A 20951-nucleotide genomic window follows, 5' to 3' on the forward strand; every position below is an offset into this window, starting at 1 on the left:
ATTGGAATGTTGAAAAATAAAATAAAAGCGTTTGCGAGTTTAGCGTTAGCTTCAAGTTTAATAGTTGGGTGTAGCAGTGGTTCTTCTACCGAAACGAAATCTACACCAGATGGCTCATATAAGATTGCAACCGTTCGTTGGTCTGATTGGGGAGATGACTTTACAAAGGGATTTGTAGAAGAAACGGAGAAGGAAGCAGGTATTAAGGTTGATTGGGATATTTACTTGAATTCGGATTGGGGAGATAAAAAATCAATTCTTTTATCAGGCGGGGAGTGGCCAGATGCATTTTTTGGCTCACTTGCTCTATCTGATTCAGATATCGCTAAAAACCCTGGCGTATTTATTCCGCTAGAAGATATGATTGAAGAACATATGCCAAACTTAGTAAATGCCTTTGCAGATGACCCTACTTTACGAGCAATGGTTACTTCGCCAGATGGTCATATTTATAGTTTGCCCAAAAAATTACCGCTTCGCCCATTAGCAGGAAATGCTTTATTTATTAACCAAGAATGGTTGGATAATTTAAATCTATCCATGCCTGAAACATATGAAGAATTCTATGATGTATTAAAAGCTTTCAAAGAACAAGATGCAAATGGAAATGGTGACCCTAATGATGAAATTCCATACCAAGGTTCACCCATTAACTTTATTTTACCGTTTGGTTTACCCCTTGGTGCATACTCAACAACAATGACTGTCAAAAATGGAGAGCCAGTCTTCATGCCTGCAACGGATGAGTATCGTGAAGGAATTGAGTGGATGCATAAGGCATATGCAGAAGGCTTAATTGATCAAGAATTATTTACACAAGATGAATCAATGGCTGAAGCAAAAAGGAAAAATCCAGATCAAGCTTTAGTTGGAGTATCTCATGGTTGGACACCAGACGCTGTATTTGGACCAAATTCTGATCAATATACTCCATTATCAGCACTAGAAGGGCCGGATGGTGAGCGCTATGTTATGACAGATGCACCTACTTATGAAAGACGTGAGTTTCTGATCACAACAAAAGCAAAGAATCCTGAAAAGTTATTGCAATGGATTGATCAGTTCTATACTGAAGATGCAAGTATTCAAACATTTTACGGGTCCTTCGATGTAGGAGTTGAGAAAAATGATGATGGAACATACACCGTATTAGATGCCCCTGAAGGTGAATCAGCTGATATTTTTGCTTGGGTACATTCATTCCGAGATTTCGGACCAAAATATATCGGTGAAGGATTTAATGACAAAGTAAAATTACCAACTACTGGTGGGGACGGCTTAAAGCTTGAATTAGATAAAGAAATTAATCAATATGTGAAAGAGCAATTTCCGAATGTTGTTTACTCAGAAGAAGAAATGAATCGTTTAAGTGCCTTAACTACCGATATTGATTCGTATATAGGATCCATGCAATCGAAATGGGTTGTCGATGGTGGCGCTAAAGAAGAGTGGAATACCTATATGGATCAACTGGAAAAAATGGGCTTTGAAGAATTTATGGATATTCAAAAACAAGCATTTGAAAGATATCAAAATTCACTTAAATAAAATGTGAAGACAGTCGGTTATAAAATAGAATGCCGACTGTCCTTTTTAAAATGAGGGGGGATTATAATGGGGCAACTTTTTAGTCTGGAAAGTCCCATTTCTCACGTATTGGCCAGAATAGTAGATATCTTTATTTTAAATCTAGTATTTATTATTTCGTGTCTTCCTATCATTACGATAGGGGCATCGACGACCGCCCTTTATTCAGTTTTAATGAAAATGATCAAAAATGAAGAAAAGAGTATTGTAAAAAGCTTTTTCATTTCTTTTAAGGCTAACTTTTTCAAAAGTACAATAATCTGGATGATAACAGTCTTGATTGGGGCAATTATTTTACTGGATTTTTTATTTTTGGGTCATCTTTCAGGACTTATTCGGTTTCTGTTTACGGGCATGGCTATTATATTTGGATTTGTGTTTTTGTGTGTCACGGCTTTTATTTTTCCATATACAGCAAGATATGAGGACACGATAAAAAAATCAATCTTAAATTCATTGCTAATTGGGACTTCTAATGTACCTAGTCTTTTAGCAATATTATTGATGAATAGCATTTTCGTTTTTATCATCTTATCTTCAAACTTAGGGTTTCTATCAGGGCTGTATTTCGTAACATTTGGGGGATTTGCACTCCTTGCCTATTTAAATGCCCTTATAATTAGCAAGGTTTTTAGTAAATATGAAGTTTTTAATCGATGATGAAGGGAGTAGTAAAATGGGAACAAATAAGATACTGAATATCGGGTTAATTGGACTCGGTGGGATGTCTAATTATTACAAAAATCTCATTTCCACTATCGAAACCATTCGTTTGGGAGCAATTTGCGATGTTAATCAGGAGTTAGTTGACAAAGTAGGTGAAGAGGAAGGAATTGGGCAAGAGAGACGTTTCATTCAGATTGAAGATATTATTGCGTCTTCAGATATTGATGCAATCGTTGCGGTTGTGCCAAATAATATGCATGCCAAAATTGTAGAATTATGTATTAAAAATAAGATGCCTATCATGTCGGAAAAACCATTTGCAATGAATATGGAAGAAGCGGATCATTTGAAAAAATTATACGAAGAAAGCCCTATTCCTTTTTCAATTGGTTTTATTCATCGCTATACACCATCTTTTCAATATGCCAAGCAGCTGATAGATGAAAATGCGATTGGTAAGATTCGGTATATTGATGTGAAATATCAGCAATCATTCGGCGCACCATTCTATGAAACTCCTTATTTATGGCGTTATGATCAAAAGATTTCTGGTACAGGTGCTTTAGGAGATTTAGGAGCCCATATGATTGATAGTGCGCGCTTTTTCGTTGGGGAATTTGAGTCAGTCACCGCTTTAATGAAGACCTTTATTGAAAATAGAGTCGATCCAGCAACAGGTGAGGAAAGAGAAGTCTTGGTAGATGATTTTACAAGCATTCAGGCTGAACTTAAAAATCATGTAGTCGGGAATTTTATAACTACAAGGAATGCGGTCGGGTCAGCAAATCAGCTGGAGGTAACGATATACGGTGATGCTGGAACGTTAAATGTGAATATTGAACGACCAGATGAAGTTAGATTGTGTATAAAAGATTCGGATGAAGAGCCTGTGTGGAAAACAGTGGAAGTACCTGAAGAACACCGAAACAAATCGGTATTACGCGATTTTGCAAGTTTAATAATCGATGGAGAACATTCAAATGTCCCATCTTTTGTTGACGGATATAATAGTCAGCTTGTCATTGAAAGTGTGATTCAATCTGTGGAAAATGGGCAGTTAGTAAAACTTGATAGGGAGGAAAAATAATGATTAAGGTAACAGTATGGAATGAAAATCGACATGAACAAAAAAATCCTTTAGTGGGAGAAATCTATCCCAATGGTATTCATGGCGCAATTGCAGCTTTTCTAAATGAAGAAGGATTTGATGCTGGAACAGCGACATTAGATGAGCCGGAGCATGGTTTGACAGATGAAGTATTAAATAGCACAGATGTATTGATTTGGTGGGGACATCTTGCACATCATGAGGTGAAGGATGATATTGTTCAGAAAGTTCAACAAAGAGTATTAGATGGAATGGGCTTAATTGTGCTTCATTCTGGCCATTTTTCAAAAGTTTTTAAAACGCTTATGGGAACAAGCTGTGACTTGAAGTGGCGAGAAGCAGATGACAAAGAAATCCTTTGGGTTGTCGCACCTCACCATCCAATTGTGGAAGGAGTTGGCGAAAATATCCAACTAGAGAAAGAAGAAATGTATGGGGAACATTTTGATATTCCAGCTCCTGATGAGTTGATTTTCACAAGTTGGTTTGAAGGCGGGGAAGTGTTCCGTAGTGGCTGTACATACTCTCGAGGAAACGGAAAGATCTTCTACTTTAGACCAGGACATGAAACATATCCAACTTACCACAATAAAGAAATTCAAAAGGTTATTATTAATGCAGTGAACTGGGCGGCTCCTGTTCATCGTAAACGTCCGATCTATGGAAATGCAAAGCCGATTGAAAACATTAAAGTGAAAAGTTAATAGAAAAATAGTTTGATGGGAAAACAACTGGTAGAGAGGAATTTCGCCAGTTGTTTCATAATATCATTGATACTCTATTTCTAAACTTTACGCATAAGAGCAAATGATAGTGCTTTATAAACACTGAATGGTTATTCCTGTCTAAGATACGGTGAAAAAATTCGCATAGGTCAAATCTCCCTATTTGGAATATAATACCATAAAGTCGCCTGGAGTATGATACAATAAAAAAATCAATAGAATAGGGTTTCTCAAGGGTGGTCGGCATACCTCGATAGAAAGGGGGAGTGCCTGTGTCGGTCTTTGAAGCGTTGATGTTCTCGTGTACCTTTGCAGGTTTACTCGTGGCAATGCTATCATTTGGTCAAAAAAAATAACCCACCCTTGAGCCTCCAAGCATAGGGCGAGTTAATTTCTTTCTCATAGCAGATTGCCCAAGGAGGGAACCTTCTATTGTATGGACCGCGTAGTGCTTCAACGTAAGCGCAGTGTTCCAACACCAGCGGTCTTTTGCTAAAATACATCACTATTTACTTATATAATACCTCACATTATGTAGGGTTACCATTAAAAGTGTTACATTTTAATGAAATCTAAAAAATGTAATATAAATGTTCATTTAATCTATATGAAAATTTGATTACTTAAAAATGATTAATTAAAAGAATAAATGTTTTATCAAAAATCCTATCATCAAATATGGGATTTTTTTAATCTTCTAGTAAAGTAAAAAGTTTTCTTGGAGTGAAAATATTATGGGGGCTTTTTTCGTTATGTCTCATAAAAAGGCTAGCGTAGAATTTAACGATTCGCACGCTAGTTTTTTTATATGGTATAATTCGCCAGTGGTTATTTGAGGATGTGATTAAAAATCTGTATAACCATCCAATTGTCTGACTAGCGCACGATAGTCGTAGTTCTTTAGGATCTATATTTCTGACTCTATCAAAGGGGGATAAAATAAAAGGATCTTGGATTTTCCTTACATGTTGCTAGCAAATTGTAAAGCCCATGTGAACAATTTAGAATAAGCGATATTAAAGACTATTACAGATAATAACAAACCTCTTTCACTACCCCTTGCATTACATCCCTATATAAAGATATTATTATTACAACAGAATATAGAATAAAGAGGCGACCGCAGTGAGAACCTTACAATTAACTTTACATGAAGCAATTGAAATTACGAAGGCACTATCGAATGAGCATCGGATGGAGATCTTGAATCAGTTAACGGGTGGTCCAAAAAATGTGAATGATCTTTCTGAGTTATTAGCTATTCCATTTTCCACAGCTGCTGCCCATATAAAAAAACTAGAAGAAACCGATTTGATTAAGACGGAGATTGTTCCTGGACGAGGGAATCAGAAGGTTAGTTCTAAGCGTTATGATCGGATTATTATTGATTTAGAAGAAAAAGAGCCGATTATGGAAGACGAAATTACGTTTGAATTGAATATTGGGGAATATGTTCATTGTCAGGTGGAACCTACTTGTGGGCTTCTTAGTGAGAAGGGAATTATCCATATTCTTGATGACCCTCGTTCGTTCTTTGAACCGGAGCGGAAAAATGCTCAACTTATCTGGTTTCGTTCGGGTCATATTGAATATCATTTTCCTAATCGCATTCCTTACGGGACTGAAGTGGAGGAACTAAGTTTTTCAGTAGAACTGTGCTCAGAGGCTCCTTATCATAATTTAGATTGGCCTTCAGACATTACTTGTCTCATCAATGATCATGAGATTGGCGATTGGACAAGTCCTGGTGATTTCGGTGGAGAAAGAGGGTTTTTAACACCGAGTTGGTGGGAAACCCATAATACGCAATACGGACTATTAAAATATTGGAATATTAATAAAGAAGGAAGCTTTATTGATGGAATGAAAATTTCATCTGTTACGATTGATCAACTACAGCTTCAGGACCATCCTTATATTTCACTAAAACTTGGAATAAAAAAAGAGGCGAATAATCTTGGGGGGATTAATATATTCGGCACGAAGTTCGGAAATTATGAGCAGGGTTTAATTATGAAGGTTAAGTATGCCCATGTATAATAGGATGTTGCTTGTTTTTATATAAAAATAAAAGGTAAGTGATATTTTTGGAAAAACGACTAGTTATGGACTAGTCGTTTTTTTTATTACATAAATACTTGATCTATTACATGTATTTATGTAATAATAAATTCAAGGAAATGAAAGCGTTTATTAAAAAGGGGGAGTTACTGTGAAATCTAGTAAATGGTTACTTTTAGTTTTCTCACTTATTCTTGTTTTGAGTGGATGTGGGGACAAGGGTGCTACATCTAAGGACGGGCGTATCGAAATTTCATTTATTAATGGATTTACGGGTGGCGATGGCGCCTATATGAAGGAAATCACGAATGGTTTTAACGAATCTCAAGATAAATACCGCATTGTTGAAAGTCAGGAAAAAGAACATTACACAAAATTTAAATCTGGTAATTACGATTTAGTTGTTATTCATGGGAATAACCTTGAAACTTATCGACTAGATGGATTGATTACTGATGTGGAATCTCTCTATGAAAAAGCTGGAATCAATGAATCTGATTTTCACCAAGCAGGTATTGATTTAGCTAAGTTAGATGGGAAGTTGTATGGTTTCCCATTAGATATCCATCCACTTACTATGTTTTACAATAAAGAATTAGTTGCAGAGGCACCACAAACATATGAAGATCTGAAACAATTAAATACTGATCTACAAGCGGAAAGTAAAGATCTATATGCGCTTGGAGTCCCATCTTCAGGATTAGTTGAATTTTACATGTTGATGATTGCATCACAAAATGGAATCGATTTAAAAGATGGAGATAGCTTGAATTTTGCTCAACCGGAATTCGCAGATGCGCTAATGACATTCCACGATATGGTTTGGGAGGATAAAATCTCACCTGCTAACTTAGGATTGGATGGAGAATTTAAAGCGTTTATGAAAGAAGCGGAGTCAGGGACATCTGTACAAACAGCGGTTGCCTTAACTGGTCCATGGTATTACGGAGCTGCAAAAGAAAAGTACGGTGATCAATTAGGTATTGCGCCGATCCCTCAGATTGGAAACCAACAAGCGGCGTATGGGAATGCTCATTTGATTTCTCTATCAGAGAAAGTAAAAGATGAAGAGAAACTAGCAGGTATTGCTGAGTTTATGAAATATATGTTTACTCCTGATAATCTTATCCATTGGGCAGAAGGTGGGCAAGCACCAGTTCATTTATCAACGATTGAGAAAATCAAGAGCGAACCAGAAAAGTATGAAATTGCTTTTCAAAACGAAAAGCAATTCGATAATTATGTGAAACCTCCACAAGTATATCAATACGGAGAACAAATCCGTTATATGAATGAAAAAGTATTTAGCCAATTGGTGACGAAAAAGGATTTAACGAAAGAGCAATTGATGAAAGAATTAGAAACAGCTACGAAACAAGCGAAACAAATTGTTGAAACAAAACCAGAATAATAGATAAAGAGTGACGGTTCACCTTGTCGTCACTCTTCTTTATAAGTTTTAGAATTAGCCTTATCTAAAAAGGTTCATGGAGGTTGGAAAAATATGAATAAAGGAATCGCATCCAAAACCTCGGCATTTATGATGGTATTCCCCTTTGTTTTATGCTTTCTCTTATTTTGGGCCATACCGGTGGTTGTAGGTATATATGCGAGCTTGCATAACTGGAATTTATCTTCCGGGAATAATGGATTTGTAGGCTTGCAAAATTACATTGATATTTTGACACCAGGATCACTTTATAATGAATATTTTATTGTAGCATTGAAAAATACGCTGCTATTTGTTGTGATCAGTGTTCCGCCATTGGTGATTATTGCTTTGATATTGGCTTTGATTATTGATCAATTGCCAAAGAGATTAAAGCCATTGTTTAGAACGATTTATTTTGTCTCGTATTCCATTTCAGTTACGGCTGTATCTGCGATCTTCTTATGGTTGTTCAATGAAAATGGTGGATTTTTTAATAATTTACTCGTTTCGAGTGGCATTTTGAAAGAGCCAATTAGCTGGTTAAGTCAACAGCCGTATGCGTGGGTATCGGTATTGATCGCAACCGTTTGGTGGACAATTGGTTTTAATATGATGTTGTTTATTAATGCGATTGATGAAGTGGACCCTAGCTTATATGAAGCGGCAGATCTTGATGGGGCTAATTTTTTCGCGAAATTCTTCTATATTATTTTGCCGCAAATTCGCAATGTCGCTCTTTTCATTGTCATTATGACGGTCATTGCTTCCTTTAATTTATATGGTCAATCAAAGCTTATTACAGCGGGTGGGCCTGAGCAATCAACGACATCTTTGACGATGAATATACAAAACACTGTAATGAATATGAACCAACTTGGTGCTGGGTCAGCGATGGCAATGCTAATGGGCTTTATTATGTTGTTCATCACAGCGGCACAGTATTTCATGGGACGTACGAAAGAAAAGGGAGGGGCATAATGATGCATCGGACAAAAAGAAAAAATTTCATTGTTGTTACGCTTGCTAGTCTCATTGCGATATTATTTCTTCTCCCGCTTGTTTGGATGGTTTTTACATCTTTTAAAACATTAAGTGAGTCGATGTCCAGTGCAGCAATTTTACCGAAAACTTGGACACTCGAAAATTATATAGATATTTTTTCTTCGACGAGTGATGCGCCGATTATTCGCTGGATTTTTAATACGGCACTTATCACGGCGATTGGCACTATTTTAGTTGTAGCTATTGATATATTAGCTGCCTATGCTCTCGCTAGATTGCGAGTACCTGGCAAAAAAGTCATTATGGGAATGATCGTTGCTGCTTTGACGATTCCTGGAATTGTTACATTATTCCCTGCTTTTTATTTATTTAAAAGCATGAATTTACTCGATACCTTTTTTCCGTTAATTTTGCCTTATACAGCAAGTACGATGGGTGTTTTTCTCGTCTATAACTTTCTACTTTCTTTTCCAAGAGATTTGGAAGAAGCAGCTTATATTGATGGGGCGACACAATGGCAGATTTTACGCCATGTCATTTTTCCATCTATTAAGCCGGTTGCAACTACTTTAGGGATAATTACCTTTATGGCAATATACAATGATTATTTATGGCCATCCCTTGTTGTAAATACGAATGAGATGAAGACCATTAGTTTAGGAATTGCCACACTTATTCAAGGAGCGAATTTTGTCAATCCGGCAAAAATGATGGCTTCTACCGTTATTGCGACGATTCCAGCTATCATTGTGTTCTTGTTTGCAAATAAATATTTTGTCCAAAGCATTACAAATTCAGGCATTAAATAAAGGAGACAGATAACGTGAGACGTCCAGAATATCCTAGACCACAACTTGTAAGAGACGAGTGGGTTAATTTAAATGGTGCATGGAAATTTTCTTTTGATGATAAAAATATTGGTTTGGAGCAGGGATGGCATAAGGATCCTTCCTCTTTGAAAGAAACAATCGAAGTTCCTTTCGCATACCAGACAGAATTAAGCGGGATTCATGATCCTTCTTTCCATGATTGGGTTTGGTATAGCCGCCAATTTACGGTACCAGCCGATTGGAAAGAAAAACAGATCAAGCTGCATTTTGGAGCGGTAGATTATCGCGCATGGGTATATGTGAATGGGGAATATGTCGGTTTTCATGAAGGTGGCGGAACTTCTTTTTCCTTTGATGTTACCCATTGTTTAACAGGTGGAGAAGAAACTGTAACGGTACGGGTGCATGATCCATCTACAGATGAAACGATTCCACGTGGAAAACAATTTTGGGAAGAGAAGCCAGCGTCGATTTGGTACACGCGGACAACCGGTATCTGGCAAACGGTTTGGTTGGAAGCTGTTCACCCGACACATCTCTCGTCTATAAAATTCACGCCGGATATTGAAGCGGGTGATGTGCAGCTTGAATGGGAAGTAAACGGGGATTATATAGGCAAGCAAGTGGAGATCGAAATTTCTTTTAAAAATGAAATCGTAACAAAGGATACGGTGACGTTACAGGAAGAATATACGAAACGTTCTTTAAATGTATTTAATCATAAAATCTTTCGAACAGGTTACCATCATGATGGTTGGTGCTGGACACCGGAAAATCCGAATCTATTCGATTGTGTGATTACATTAAAAGAAGAGGATCAAGTATTAGATAAAATCGATTCCTATTTTGGTATGCGCAAAGTCCATACAGAAAACGGGATGGTGTATCTTAATAATAGACCGTATTATCAAAAACTTGTATTAGACCAAGGATATTGGCCAGAAGGATTGCTTACAGCACCAACAGATGATGCATTTGTAAAAGACATTGAGATTGCGAAGGAAATGGGCTTCAATGGCTGTCGAAAACATCAAAAAATAGAAGATCCTCGCTTCTTTTATTGGGCAGATCAATTAGGTTTCCTTGTTTGGAGTGAATGTGCTGCATCTGCATCTTATAGTGAAAAAGCCGCGTCCCGTTTAACTAGAGAGTGGCTAGAAGCGATCGAAAGAGACTATAACCACCCATCGATTATTACGTGGGTTCCTTTAAATGAAAGTTGGGGCATTCCAAATGTGAGAAGTGATAAACAACAGCAAAACCATTCGCTGGCGATGTATCATTTAGTTAAATCATTGGATACAACGAGACTTGTCATTTCTAATGATGGGTGGGAATTAACGAGAACCGATATTTGTGCTGTTCATAATTACAATCATGGTGGAAAAGATGAACTGGCGAAACAAGAAGCATTTAAACAATCCTTATCAACAAAAGAAGATATTCTACAATCCATGCCTGCAAAACGTTCCATCTATGCGCAAGGATTCCAATATGAAGGTGAACCAATTCTATTAACGGAGTTTGGTGGCATCGGCTACAAAGTTGGCGAAGAAAGTGGCTGGGGGTATACGTCCGTATCTGGCAGTGAAGAATTCCTCGAAGATTATGCACGTATTATGGAGCATGTGTATCGATCAAAAGTATTGCATGGCTATTGCTATACGCAATTAACGGATGTCGAGCAAGAAATTAACGGACTTGTCACATATGATAGAAAGCCGAAATGCGACCTTGAAGAAATTAAAAAAATCAATGATCAGTGGCATAATGACATCATTAAAAAGGGGGAATAACGCATGATTACAGGGTTTCGGACGATTAAAAAGGTGACAACAGAAGAAATCCATATGAGAGATCCCTTTGTGTTTACTGATCACCAAGCGAAAAAATATTACTTGTTTGGGACGAGTTTTGCGGATGGATGCGGGGATGAAGAACCAATATTTGAAGTATATGTGGGGAGCGATTTACAACATTGGGAAGGCCCTTATGTCGCCTTCCAACCACCGAAAGGATTTTGGGGTGTTCGTCATTACTGGGCCCCAGAAGTATTTAAAATCGATGAGAAATATTATATGTTCGCAACATGTAAAGGTGGGATTGGTGAACACCGGGGAACCGGAATTTTAGTGTCCGATCATCCAGCGGGCCCTTATACACCACATAGTGAACAAGCTATTACTCCAGAGAACTGGGAATGCCTAGATGGAACGTATTATGAAGATCGAGATGGACAACGTTGGATGGTCTTTTGCCATGAATGGACCCAAGAATACGAAGGGAAAATAAAAGCGATTCGCCTGACGTCCGATTTAAAAAACTCTTTCGGTGAACCGGTCGAGATTTTAAATGCCATTGATATGCCTTGGATTCGCCCATTCGGCGATCCACGCATTGAAAAAGAAGGATATCTCACAGATGCACCTTTTATGTACGAAGCAGGAAATGGTGATCTACTATTACTGTGGTCAAGCTATTCCATCCCGAATTACGGAGACCAAGGTTTAGGTGGCTATACCGTTGCTATTGCTCGCTCGCGTTCTGGAAAAATCGAAGGACCTTGGGAGCATGATCCCGACTTACTAATGGATCGAAATGCTGGACACTCCAGCCTCTTCCATACACTAGACGGACAACTCCATCTAGCCACCCATTATCCTGACACCCCACACGGCCATGAACGTCCGCTGTTTTTACGCGTGACGGAGAAGAATGATGGGTTGGGGATTGAGAGAATTGAGTGAGAATTGTGTGAGTGCCTGGCACCCGCGCAATTATGAGAGAATTGTGTGAGTGCCTGGCACCCGCGCAATTATGAGAGAATTGTGTAAGTGCCTGGCACCCGCGCAATTATAAGAGAATTGTGTAAGTGCCTGGCACCCACGCAATTAATATGAAAAAACGCGAATGTTTGGCATTCGCGTTTTTTTGTTATTGGGGGGACTTTTCTTTAGGGAGATGATCACTAGTAAATAGCTTAGTAATATAACCTTCTATAGATATCTATAAATTGAAAATGTGACTAGCATGGTATTGTTGCTATAACAAAAGCGAATAATCTGCCTAATGCTGAAAAGACCCCAGTATCATCATCTTCCATGAAACGTATTATTCATAGATCGACAATTTGGAGTGAGAAATCATTTGTGGTTGAATCATATCGTTTTATATATAGGTAGTGAAATAAAGAAGACGCCCAACAATGTTGAATGTCTAAGTAGTTGTCTTTTATTTATATTTTTGATCGTTACTGGTTTTAAATATTTTATTAATTATTGTATGGCTAATTATATAGACTGGTATGATTAGTAAATATACATAAATATTGTGTGGCATATACTCGGTGAAATAGTAAATGAATATGCTTAACCATATAATTAAGACTACATATTTCAATATAACCTTCATTTAACTATCCCCTTTGAGTAATTCGATTAGTATATGTCTACATATCCATTATTTGGTTTTTTTGTCTAACTTGTCAAGTCTTTTAGCTATTGCATTACCAGGATCAAGATAAGCTACAGCAAAAAGCACAGCTCCTCCAACTATAAGAGCTAACTTAGAGGCTCCCCATGCGATTAATTTTGTTTTAAGTGTTTTAGTAAATATTAGAGCGGCAGCCTTTTGACCTTTTTGCTTGATATATGCTGTGATTACACCAAGTCCACCAGCAACTACAAGTCCAAGCACAACATTAAATATAGCCCCTACTACCTTATTTGTAACTCTAACTTTTCCTTTAAGGGAAGCGGCACTTGCTGTTTGTACAGTTAGGGTTTCCACGCACTAGAAACTTATGTATCTTCTTGCATATAGGTTGTATCAAGCAACTCTTCAGCTATCTCCGTTTCTACTAATAATTTTTCAAAATTATCATACGTCTCGGATTCTTCATCAAAGAAATCAATTAGTAAGTTTTCTATTGTTACTTCATCTCGTTCACTTTCAAGTCCCATTAATTGAACTTGCTCATCAATTATTTGATTAAATAATTCCTTTTCTTTATTAGTCATTTCTTGAATAGAAGGAAGGTTCATTGAAGCTTCTTCAAAGTTGAAATTGTTTGAGTGCCTGGCACCCGCGCAATTAATTAATAATTATGTCCTTGTTTTTATATGTATTTTAGTAATAAATGAAGTAATTCAATAGTGCAAATCTATAAATTTCATGTGAAAATTGTCCAAGTTTACATCGAACTTTTTAAAGTTATAATGCCCCATATGAATGACAGAAGAGCAAAGAGTAGTTATTCTAGGATAAGTTTTTGTCATATAGTACTGACAGAAAAGGTAAATTTTTGAACTTTGTTTAACCAGTGGACAAAGTCCGGTTTTAGTGTTAAACTTTTTACATAATAGTAATGGTATCGCTGACAAATATTAAGCTTTGAAGAAATGGAAAGCGCTATACATTACTAAGTTAGAGTGTCCTCAAAGAGGTGAAGAATAATGAAAACAAATTTTGATAAAATAGTAAATCGTTTCCATACAAACTCTGCTAAATGGGATGGAATCGCGATGGATTATGGAGAAGATGTAATCGCTCTATCAGTTGCAGATATGGATCTACAAGCACCTCCAGTTCTAATTAATAAGATGGTTGAAATGGCTGAGCATGGTATTTATGGATATACAGACCCATTTCCTCCTTATTATGAAGCGATCCTAAATTGGTTTAAACGTATGTATGATTGGGAGATTCAGCGCGAGTGGGTCGTATTTTGTCCGCGCATTGTACAGGCAGTTTCTCTTATCATACAGAATTTTATTCGCGAAGGTGAAAAAGTGCTCGTCCATACTCCTTCTTATATGCCAATTACAAATGCAGTAACGGTAAATAATAGGACCTTGGTGGAAAGTCCGCTATTACTAAAAAATGGACGATATGAGATAGATTTTGAGGATACTGAAAAAAAGATGCAAGAGGGCGTAAAAATACTATTATTATGTTCTCCGCACAACCCAACTGGCCGTGTATGGACCAAGGAAGAACTTCTAAGATTGGGAGAATTATGCGTGAAATATCATGTCCTATTAGTTTCGGATGACATACATGCGGATTTCATCCATGGGGATCATACTCATACGTTTATAGCTAGTCTATCAGAGCAATTGAAAGAGATAAGTATTATTTGCACATCTCCGGCTAAGACGTTTAACTTAGCAAGCTTAGAGATTGCAAACATAATTATTCCAAATGAAAAACTACGAACAAAGTTTAAAGAAACGATGATTCAAGCAGGGATTCATAATCCAACTTTTTTTGCTGTACCTGCTTTGGAAGTCGCTTACACAGCATGCGATGATTGGTTATTAGATGTAAAAGCTTATATACAAGATAATATTGCTTTTACAAAGGCATTTTGTCGTTCATATTTGCCTGAAATCCAGATAATAGAACCAGAAGGTACCTTTTTATTGTGGATGGATTGTAGAAATTGGAGTGCTAGAGAAACGGAGTTAAAGCGCTTAATTTTAGAAGAGGCAAAGGTAAGTATCAGCTTTGGTACTTCCTTTGGTTTAGCGTATGAAGGCTTTATACGAGTGAATGTTGCTACATCTCGAGAGCTTTTAGAGGAAGGCTTACGGCGAATCGCACACATGTATAAGCTTAACAACTAGATTTTTACACATTCAACGAGGTGAAAACAGATGACAAAGACAAGAAAAGTGAAACAACCAACGATGTTTTTAGCATTATTGCCTATTCTTACAATGGTTTTATCTTTATCCTTTGGTTATGTATTTTTTGAATTGCCACCGGAACCATTAATCATTTTATCAACGATTGTTGCCGGGATAGTCGCGATTTACTTGGGTTATTCTTATCAAGATATATTAGATTCGGTTTCTGGTAAAATTGCAAAAACGATGCCGGCGATTATGATTTTAATTATTGTAGGACTTATGATTGGCGCATGGATGGTTGGCGGTACGATTCCGATGATGATTTATTACGGTTTAAAAATTATTAATCCCCAATTTTTATTAATAACTGCTTTCATTGTTACTGCTATTGTTTCAGTATGTACAGGAACTTCCTGGGGTTCAGCTGGAACAATTGGGGTTGCTTTTATGGGAGTAGGCGCAGGTATGGATGCTAATTTGGCAGCTGTAGCCGGTGCAGTTGTTGCAGGTGCTTATTTTGGCGATAAGTTATCTCCGTTATCAGATACGACGAATATAGCGGCTTTGGCAACAGGTGTAAACTTATATGAACATATTGCTCATCTACTTTATACAACGCTTCCTTCTTTCATTGTTGCGGCAGTTGTATATGTGATCGCGGGTTTGAATTCAAGTGGGGCCAATGTGGAAATTCCTGAGAAGGTAGGGGTAATTACAGATACGTTACATTCTGTTTTTCAATGGAATATACTATTGATTGTTCCAATCCTTATTGTATTGATTGGCTCTATTTGGAAGAAGCCGACGATACCGGTGATGCTTTTTTCCGCCATCTTTGCGATGGGTAACGCACTCGTTTTCCAAGGATTTTCTTTGAATGATGTTGTGACATCCGTTGTAAACGGTTTTAATTTATCCATGATCAATGTGGCAGGTTTTGATCCAAATACCGTGATTGAGGACATTCCCAAATTATTAAATCGTGGTGGTATGAACTCAATGATGGGTACACTATTAATTTGCTTTTGTGCGATTACGTTTGCGGGAACGATTTCTGTGACTAAATCACTGGATTTAATTATCAATAAAATGTTAAAGTTTGCACGCTCAACAGGCAGTTTAATTGTCACAACGATTGTAACAGGATTAACGATGATTGGTGTAACAAGTAACGGTCAAATTTCAATCCTTATGCCTGGTGAAATGTTGAGAGAAAGCTATATTAAAAGAGGTGTCCATCCGAAAACCCTTGGTCGAACAATAGAAGATTCAGCTACGATCATTGAGCCGATCTTGCCTTGGACTGCAGCAGGTGCTTATATGGCGGGTACGCTTGGGGTAGCTACAGTAGATTATTTACCTTGGGCTGTATTATGTTGGACAGGTATTATATTCGCTACACTATGGGGCTTTACTGGTTTTGGTATTGCGAAATTAACTCCGGCAGAGCAACAGCAGATGAGTGATGAATTGGAAGAAACTGAAGATCATCCAAATAAGATTGCTAATTAACAGTTATAAAAATCAAACAGGTGGTCAACAACTCCGTTGATAACTTGAATTGCATGTAAAAAGTTATCTAAATAATAATGCAAATCCCCATTCGGTGAACTTAGCCGGGTGGGGATTATTTTTGTTCCTACATTGCTCGGGATTTTAGAAGATGACAAGGGAGACTGGATTTAATAATTTTGTCAAGTCATATATTTATTAAAATAATATAGAGAAAAGGACTGAGGGATGTCAACATGTTGCAGATTACGCAGCTCGATTTAACATTACTACAGCTGGTGGGAATTATTCAGTCTGCGTCCAGGGAAGGGAGCGAGTTCAAAGTGTATAGATGAGCTACCACTAGTAGGTGTGAAAAACTTACCGTATGCTTCAATCAGTTCATTTTAAAGATTTCTATATCCGTCCATATTATAAGGATCCTTGGATGTGGGATTGGTATAAAGCTACAAATGGGCATTTCTTGAGAGGTTCTATTTTGGATTAAGGATAAGCATAGATGCACGTTAATTGTAAATTTACAAACCTATCATTTTTTCATTCTATACTGACTGGTCGTCTATCGAAGTTTTTAATGGTGAGAAAGTGATTACAGACTTAATCTTTCCGGCGTATCAAGGACAAAAAATAGTGAAAAATGGCTTGAGACAGTATGTGGGAATGGGGGGAGATGTTTGAAAACTCATTATAACTTGAAGTCCTTTAAAGGATATTCATCATGTATTTGGATTAGTGAGTAATATTAAATAAATGTGTGTGTCACGTGAATTGTACGTATAAAGGACAAAGTGGGATGGTGGAATTAGTAGTTATACGTTATAAATCATATGTTCAATCGGTGTTTCCTGACCTTGTGATCAATCTGAAAGATTAGTATTATTATAATAGAATTGGATTCATTCATAATGCGTCGTGTAATCCATCTATAATTAGCTGCTACATAGATGAGGGAGAGTGTCAGTTGAAGGCTAAACATAAGTTATACTTATTGCTTTTTATTTCCACCCTATTATTAATAATGATGATAGATAATGACAGTGTCTCGGCGAAACATTCTGATTCGGCGAGATTAATTAATGTTAGTGATATTAATGAATTTCAGTCGAAAGGATTCTATGCAGATCTGGATGGCGAATGGAACTTCTTCGAGAAAATGTTGTTAAAGCCCAATGAGGTGAAAGAACAATTAGGCCGAGGAATAGGAAAAGTGGTCTCCCTGCCGAGCTCATTTCAGGCGCAAACAGGAGACATAAATTCATTTGGAACATATAGCACAACAATCAAAATCCCTGATGAATATGTAGGGGAAACATTAGCAATTCATATTCCTTTTCAATATAGTGCATACAAACTTTATATAGATCAAACAGAAGTCGCTAAAAATGGTGAAGTGGGGCAAGAATCAGCTTTACATACTGCTGAAATGTCTCCGGAAACAGTTTATTTTAATACGCAATCGAATGAAGTTTTGCTTACTATTCAAGTTTCTAGCTTTGACCATATTCGAGGGGGATTTGAGAACTCCATTTATTTAGGTGAAGCATCGATTGTAGCCCAAAAATTTAATTCAAATATGATAGGAACTCTTTTTATAAATGGTTGTATTTTTATCATCGGGCTGTTTATGATTTTATTTGCTTGGTATCGCAGACAGGAGCATGTGTTTTTTATATTCGGGCTGTTTGCTATGCTAATATCTGTTCGCTCTTTATTTTCTGTTCCCTTTTACTATACACTCATATTTTTAGATATGTCTTGGCTTTGGGGCACTAGATTAGAATATATTTTGACAGAGGCAACTTCAATGATTTATGTTATTTTATTGTGGAAATGGCATGAAGAGGAGTTTTCCAAAAAGATAATGTATGGGCTAGTAACTATACATTTAGCACTTATTGTTACGACTTTATTTACACAACCTGTATTTTTCCAAGATCTTTTTTTCAATGTATTTTACTTAGCCATCCCTACCTTTTTCTACTTAATTTATGTTATCTTCAAGAGCATTCGCAATAACAACAAAAATGCAAAAATAAATCTAATCGGAATGGGGCTCATATTTCTAGCGTTTTTTAATGATTTTGCAATCGGGCAAAATTGGTATCAGGCATGGACGTTGATGTTGCCAGCAGTGGCCGTCTACGTAATGATCCATGTTATCCTGATGAGTAAAAGTTTTGCAGAATCAGTTCGGAAAACAGAACAGCAAAATAAGCAACTATTAGCTTTAAATGCCTCAAACGAAGAGCTTGCTGTTCAACTTCAAAAAGAAATGAAACAAAAGGATGATTTTCTTGCAAATACATCCCATGAACTTAGGAATCCATTACATGGCATTATTAATATCGCACAGTCTATTTTGTATAACAGACCTAACCACCTGGATGAAAAGACTCGAAATAACTTGAAACTTCAACTGACAATTGGGCATCATATGTCACGGACTTTGGAAGATTTGCTAGATGTTACCCGACTGAAAGAACATAGGATTCATCTACAAAGGGAGTATCTTGACATACAAGCTGTCACTACAGGCGTTGTTGATATGCTCGAAGTTCTTATTGAAAATAAAAATATCCAAATAGAAGTTCGTATCCCAAGTGACTTTCCTAGTGTGGAAGCGGATAAGAACCGACTGATTCAAATTTTGTTTAATCTTCTTCATAATGCGGTGAAATATACGAATGAGGGCACCATTACGCTTACTGCCAATGTAGAAGACGGAATGGCCCATATTCATATTAATGATACGGGCATAGGAATGAATGAAAAAACACTACGGACGATTTTTGAACCATATGAACAAGGCGATTCTAGTATTACTGCAATTGGAGGTGGCCTCGGTCTAGGTCTAAGTATCTGCCGTCAGTTAGTGGAACTGCATGGCGGAATTATTAAAGCGAGTTCTTCCTTTGGTGAAGGTTCGGTGTTTACATTTACCTTACCACTAGCAGGAGGATCTTTTGACGGGCAAATAACGGCAACAACCCCATCAACTATGGATATAAGTGAACTTTCTATAAAGGAAACACCGATTGCTATCCATCATGCGATGATTGAAGCATTTACTAAGAATACGTCTTCATCATACAGACCGAGAATTTTGGCTATCGATGATGATCCAGTGAATTTGAGAGTGTTGAGCAATGTTCTTTCAGAAGAACAGTATGAGGTGGAAACCGTCATTAGCGGAAAAGAAGCATTAAAACAACTTGAATGGAAAGAATGGGATTTAATTATTTCAGATGTTATGATGCCGGGCATGTCTGGCTATGAATTAACCCGTTCTATCCGAAAGAGTTTTTCGATATCTGAGCTCCCGATTCTCCTTTTAACAGCGCGAAGCAACCCAGATGATATCTATGCTGGTTTTTTAGCAGGCGCAAATGATTACATCACAAAACCAGTCGATGCGATGGAATTAAATGTTCGGGTACATGCTTTAACCAATTTACAAGCGTCAATTAATGAACGATTAAGAATGGAGGCTGCATGGCTTCAGGCGCAAATTCGTCCTCACTTTTTGTTAAATACGCTGAATACGATTGTTTCATTAAGTGATATGGACACGTCAAGAATGGCTCTTCTTATTGAAAAGTTTGCACATTATTTGCAGAGTAGTTTTTATTTGAAAAACTTAGACAAGGTCGTCACGCTTAAAGAGGAACTTGATTTAGTCGAATCTTATTTATATATAGAAAAAGAGCGATTTGGGGACCGCCTACAAATAAAATGGGAAATAGATGAAGTGAATGATGTAATGGTGCCACCTTTATCTATCCAGACGTTAGCGGAAAATGCGGTTAATCACGGAGTATTGAAGCGAATCGCTGGAGGCTTAATTACAATACGTATACGCAAGGAAGGCGGCTATGCTGAGATTTCTGTTAGCGATAATGGGATCGGTATGGATGAAGAAAGAGCGAAAAAAGTTCTTACTGCCTTACCCGATCAAAAAAGGGGCATTGGACTGGTCAATACGGAACAACGTTTGAAAAGATTATACGGTAAAGGCCTTCAAGTTATAAGTACACCTAGTGTTGGAACTACAATCACCTTTACCGTTCCTAACTAGTTGGTAGGCTTAAGTATCATATGAACTAGTCAGAAGTACCTAAGTGAAAATCAAAAAAATGAAAGTAGCCGTATATTCTAAATCAGAATCTACGGCTTTTTATGATGCCTATCGAAAGGAGATACTAATTTTTTATCATTCGGTCTTCATTTATCCGTATCATTCCACTAGCTAGTTTTATCTAGTCATCTTTATCTAATAAAATATATTGATTATTATAATTTAGATGCAAAAGAAGTAAAAATGTTCAAAAAGTGTTCAGATTCATAGAGTATAATGTCGAATAGTTAATAATTTTCCTTAAAATATATTAAAAATGA

General features: G+C 37.0%; 16 protein-coding genes. 14 read left to right on the forward strand and 2 right to left on the reverse strand.

Going from position 1 to position 20951, the window contains the following annotated elements; all coding sequences use genetic code 11:
- Positions 1–6 precede the first annotated feature (6 nt).
- From BLE01S_RS15495 to BLE01S_RS15540, 10 genes are all read left to right on the forward strand, one after another.
- The gene (locus tag BLE01S_RS15495) at positions 7–1548 is read left to right on the forward strand and encodes a type 2 periplasmic-binding domain-containing protein (RefSeq protein WP_066144333.1); all 1542 of its coding nucleotides are present in this window, start codon (positions 7–9) and stop codon (positions 1546–1548) included.
- Between the two features lie 66 nt (positions 1549–1614).
- Complete coding sequence (locus BLE01S_RS15500; RefSeq protein WP_066144336.1) at positions 1615–2247, forward strand: YesL family protein; 633 nt, start codon at positions 1615–1617, stop codon at positions 2245–2247.
- 16 nt (positions 2248–2263) lie between these two features.
- The gene (locus BLE01S_RS15505; RefSeq protein WP_066144549.1) at positions 2264–3340 is read left to right on the forward strand and encodes a Gfo/Idh/MocA family protein; all 1077 of its coding nucleotides are present in this window, start codon (positions 2264–2266) and stop codon (positions 3338–3340) included.
- The gene (locus tag BLE01S_RS15510; RefSeq protein ID WP_066144339.1) at positions 3340–4065 is read left to right on the forward strand and encodes a ThuA domain-containing protein; all 726 of its coding nucleotides are present in this window, start codon (positions 3340–3342) and stop codon (positions 4063–4065) included. The genes BLE01S_RS15505 and BLE01S_RS15510 overlap by 1 nt, the downstream gene beginning before the upstream one ends.
- A 1146-nt stretch (positions 4066–5211) precedes the next feature.
- Positions 5212–6126, forward strand: a complete 915-nt coding sequence (locus BLE01S_RS15515; protein WP_066144342.1) for an ArsR/SmtB family transcription factor — start codon at positions 5212–5214, stop codon at positions 6124–6126.
- Positions 6127–6298: 172 nt separating this feature from the next.
- Positions 6299–7558, forward strand: a complete 1260-nt coding sequence (locus BLE01S_RS15520; protein WP_066144345.1) for an extracellular solute-binding protein — start codon at positions 6299–6301, stop codon at positions 7556–7558.
- A gap of 93 nt (positions 7559–7651) precedes the next feature.
- Positions 7652–8557, forward strand: a complete 906-nt coding sequence (locus BLE01S_RS15525; protein WP_066144348.1) for a carbohydrate ABC transporter permease — start codon at positions 7652–7654, stop codon at positions 8555–8557.
- The gene (locus BLE01S_RS15530; RefSeq protein WP_066144351.1) at positions 8557–9390 is read left to right on the forward strand and encodes a carbohydrate ABC transporter permease; all 834 of its coding nucleotides are present in this window, start codon (positions 8557–8559) and stop codon (positions 9388–9390) included. The genes BLE01S_RS15525 and BLE01S_RS15530 overlap by 1 nt, the downstream gene beginning before the upstream one ends.
- Positions 9391–9404: 14 nt before the next feature.
- Positions 9405–11207: a glycoside hydrolase family 2 protein gene (locus tag BLE01S_RS15535; RefSeq protein ID WP_066144354.1), complete on the forward strand. Its 1803-nt coding sequence runs from the start codon at positions 9405–9407 to the stop codon at positions 11205–11207.
- Positions 11208–11210: 3 nt separating this feature from the next.
- Positions 11211–12158: a glycoside hydrolase family 43 protein gene (locus BLE01S_RS15540; RefSeq protein ID WP_066144358.1), complete on the forward strand. Its 948-nt coding sequence runs from the start codon at positions 11211–11213 to the stop codon at positions 12156–12158.
- 712 nt (positions 12159–12870) lie between these two features.
- Here the strand turns inward: BLE01S_RS15540 and BLE01S_RS15545 are convergent.
- On the reverse strand, positions 12871–13200 hold the full coding sequence (locus BLE01S_RS15545) for a hypothetical protein (protein ID WP_066144361.1): 330 nt from the start codon (positions 13198–13200) through the stop codon (positions 12871–12873).
- Positions 13201–13211: 11 nt separating this feature from the next.
- Complete coding sequence (locus tag BLE01S_RS15550) at positions 13212–13454, reverse strand: hypothetical protein (RefSeq protein WP_066144364.1); 243 nt, start codon at positions 13452–13454, stop codon at positions 13212–13214.
- 411 nt (positions 13455–13865) lie between these two features.
- Between BLE01S_RS15550 and BLE01S_RS15555 the strand changes: the two genes are divergently transcribed.
- The 4 genes from BLE01S_RS15555 (at position 13866) to BLE01S_RS20505 (ending at position 20631) form a co-directional block, all read left to right on the forward strand.
- Entirely contained in the window at positions 13866–15038 is a 1173-nt protein-coding gene (locus tag BLE01S_RS15555; RefSeq protein ID WP_066144367.1) for a MalY/PatB family protein, read from the forward strand.
- A 30-nt stretch (positions 15039–15068) separates the two neighbouring features.
- Entirely contained in the window at positions 15069–16556 is a 1488-nt protein-coding gene (gene nhaC, locus BLE01S_RS15560; protein ID WP_082788765.1) for a Na+/H+ antiporter NhaC, read from the forward strand.
- Between the two features lie 531 nt (positions 16557–17087).
- Positions 17088–17234, forward strand: a complete 147-nt coding sequence (locus tag BLE01S_RS21430; RefSeq protein WP_369691410.1) for a GH32 C-terminal domain-containing protein — start codon at positions 17088–17090, stop codon at positions 17232–17234.
- A gap of 283 nt (positions 17235–17517) precedes the next feature.
- Positions 17518–20631: a hybrid sensor histidine kinase/response regulator gene (locus BLE01S_RS20505; protein WP_082788766.1), complete on the forward strand. Its 3114-nt coding sequence runs from the start codon at positions 17518–17520 to the stop codon at positions 20629–20631.
- Positions 20632–20951: the final 320 nt, after the last annotated feature.

Origin of the sequence: Lederbergia lenta NBRC 16444, from assembly GCF_001591545.1 — a bacterium.
Taxonomy (GTDB): domain Bacteria; phylum Bacillota; class Bacilli; order Bacillales; family Bacillaceae_C; genus Lederbergia; species Lederbergia lenta.

Bases quoted from the DNA above. Each gene is read 5' to 3' on its own strand.
- BLE01S_RS15550 (WP_066144364.1), bottom strand. From the start codon at position 13,454: ATGAACCTTCCTTCTATTCAAGAAATGACTAATAAAGAAAAGGAATTA.
- nhaC (WP_082788765.1), top strand. From the start codon at position 15,069: ATGACAAAGACAAGAAAAGTGAAACAACCAACGATGTTTTTAGCATTA.
- BLE01S_RS15510 (WP_066144339.1), top strand. From the start codon at position 3,340: ATGATTAAGGTAACAGTATGGAATGAAAATCGACATGAACAAAAAAAT.
- BLE01S_RS15530 (WP_066144351.1), top strand. From the start codon at position 8,557: ATGATGCATCGGACAAAAAGAAAAAATTTCATTGTTGTTACGCTTGCT.
- BLE01S_RS15505 (WP_066144549.1), top strand. From the start codon at position 2,264: ATGGGAACAAATAAGATACTGAATATCGGGTTAATTGGACTCGGTGGG.
- BLE01S_RS15495 (WP_066144333.1), top strand. From the start codon at position 7: ATGTTGAAAAATAAAATAAAAGCGTTTGCGAGTTTAGCGTTAGCTTCA.
- BLE01S_RS15555 (WP_066144367.1), top strand. From the start codon at position 13,866: ATGAAAACAAATTTTGATAAAATAGTAAATCGTTTCCATACAAACTCT.
- BLE01S_RS15500 (WP_066144336.1), top strand. From the start codon at position 1,615: ATGGGGCAACTTTTTAGTCTGGAAAGTCCCATTTCTCACGTATTGGCC.
- BLE01S_RS15525 (WP_066144348.1), top strand. From the start codon at position 7,652: ATGAATAAAGGAATCGCATCCAAAACCTCGGCATTTATGATGGTATTC.
- BLE01S_RS15540 (WP_066144358.1), top strand. From the start codon at position 11,211: ATGATTACAGGGTTTCGGACGATTAAAAAGGTGACAACAGAAGAAATC.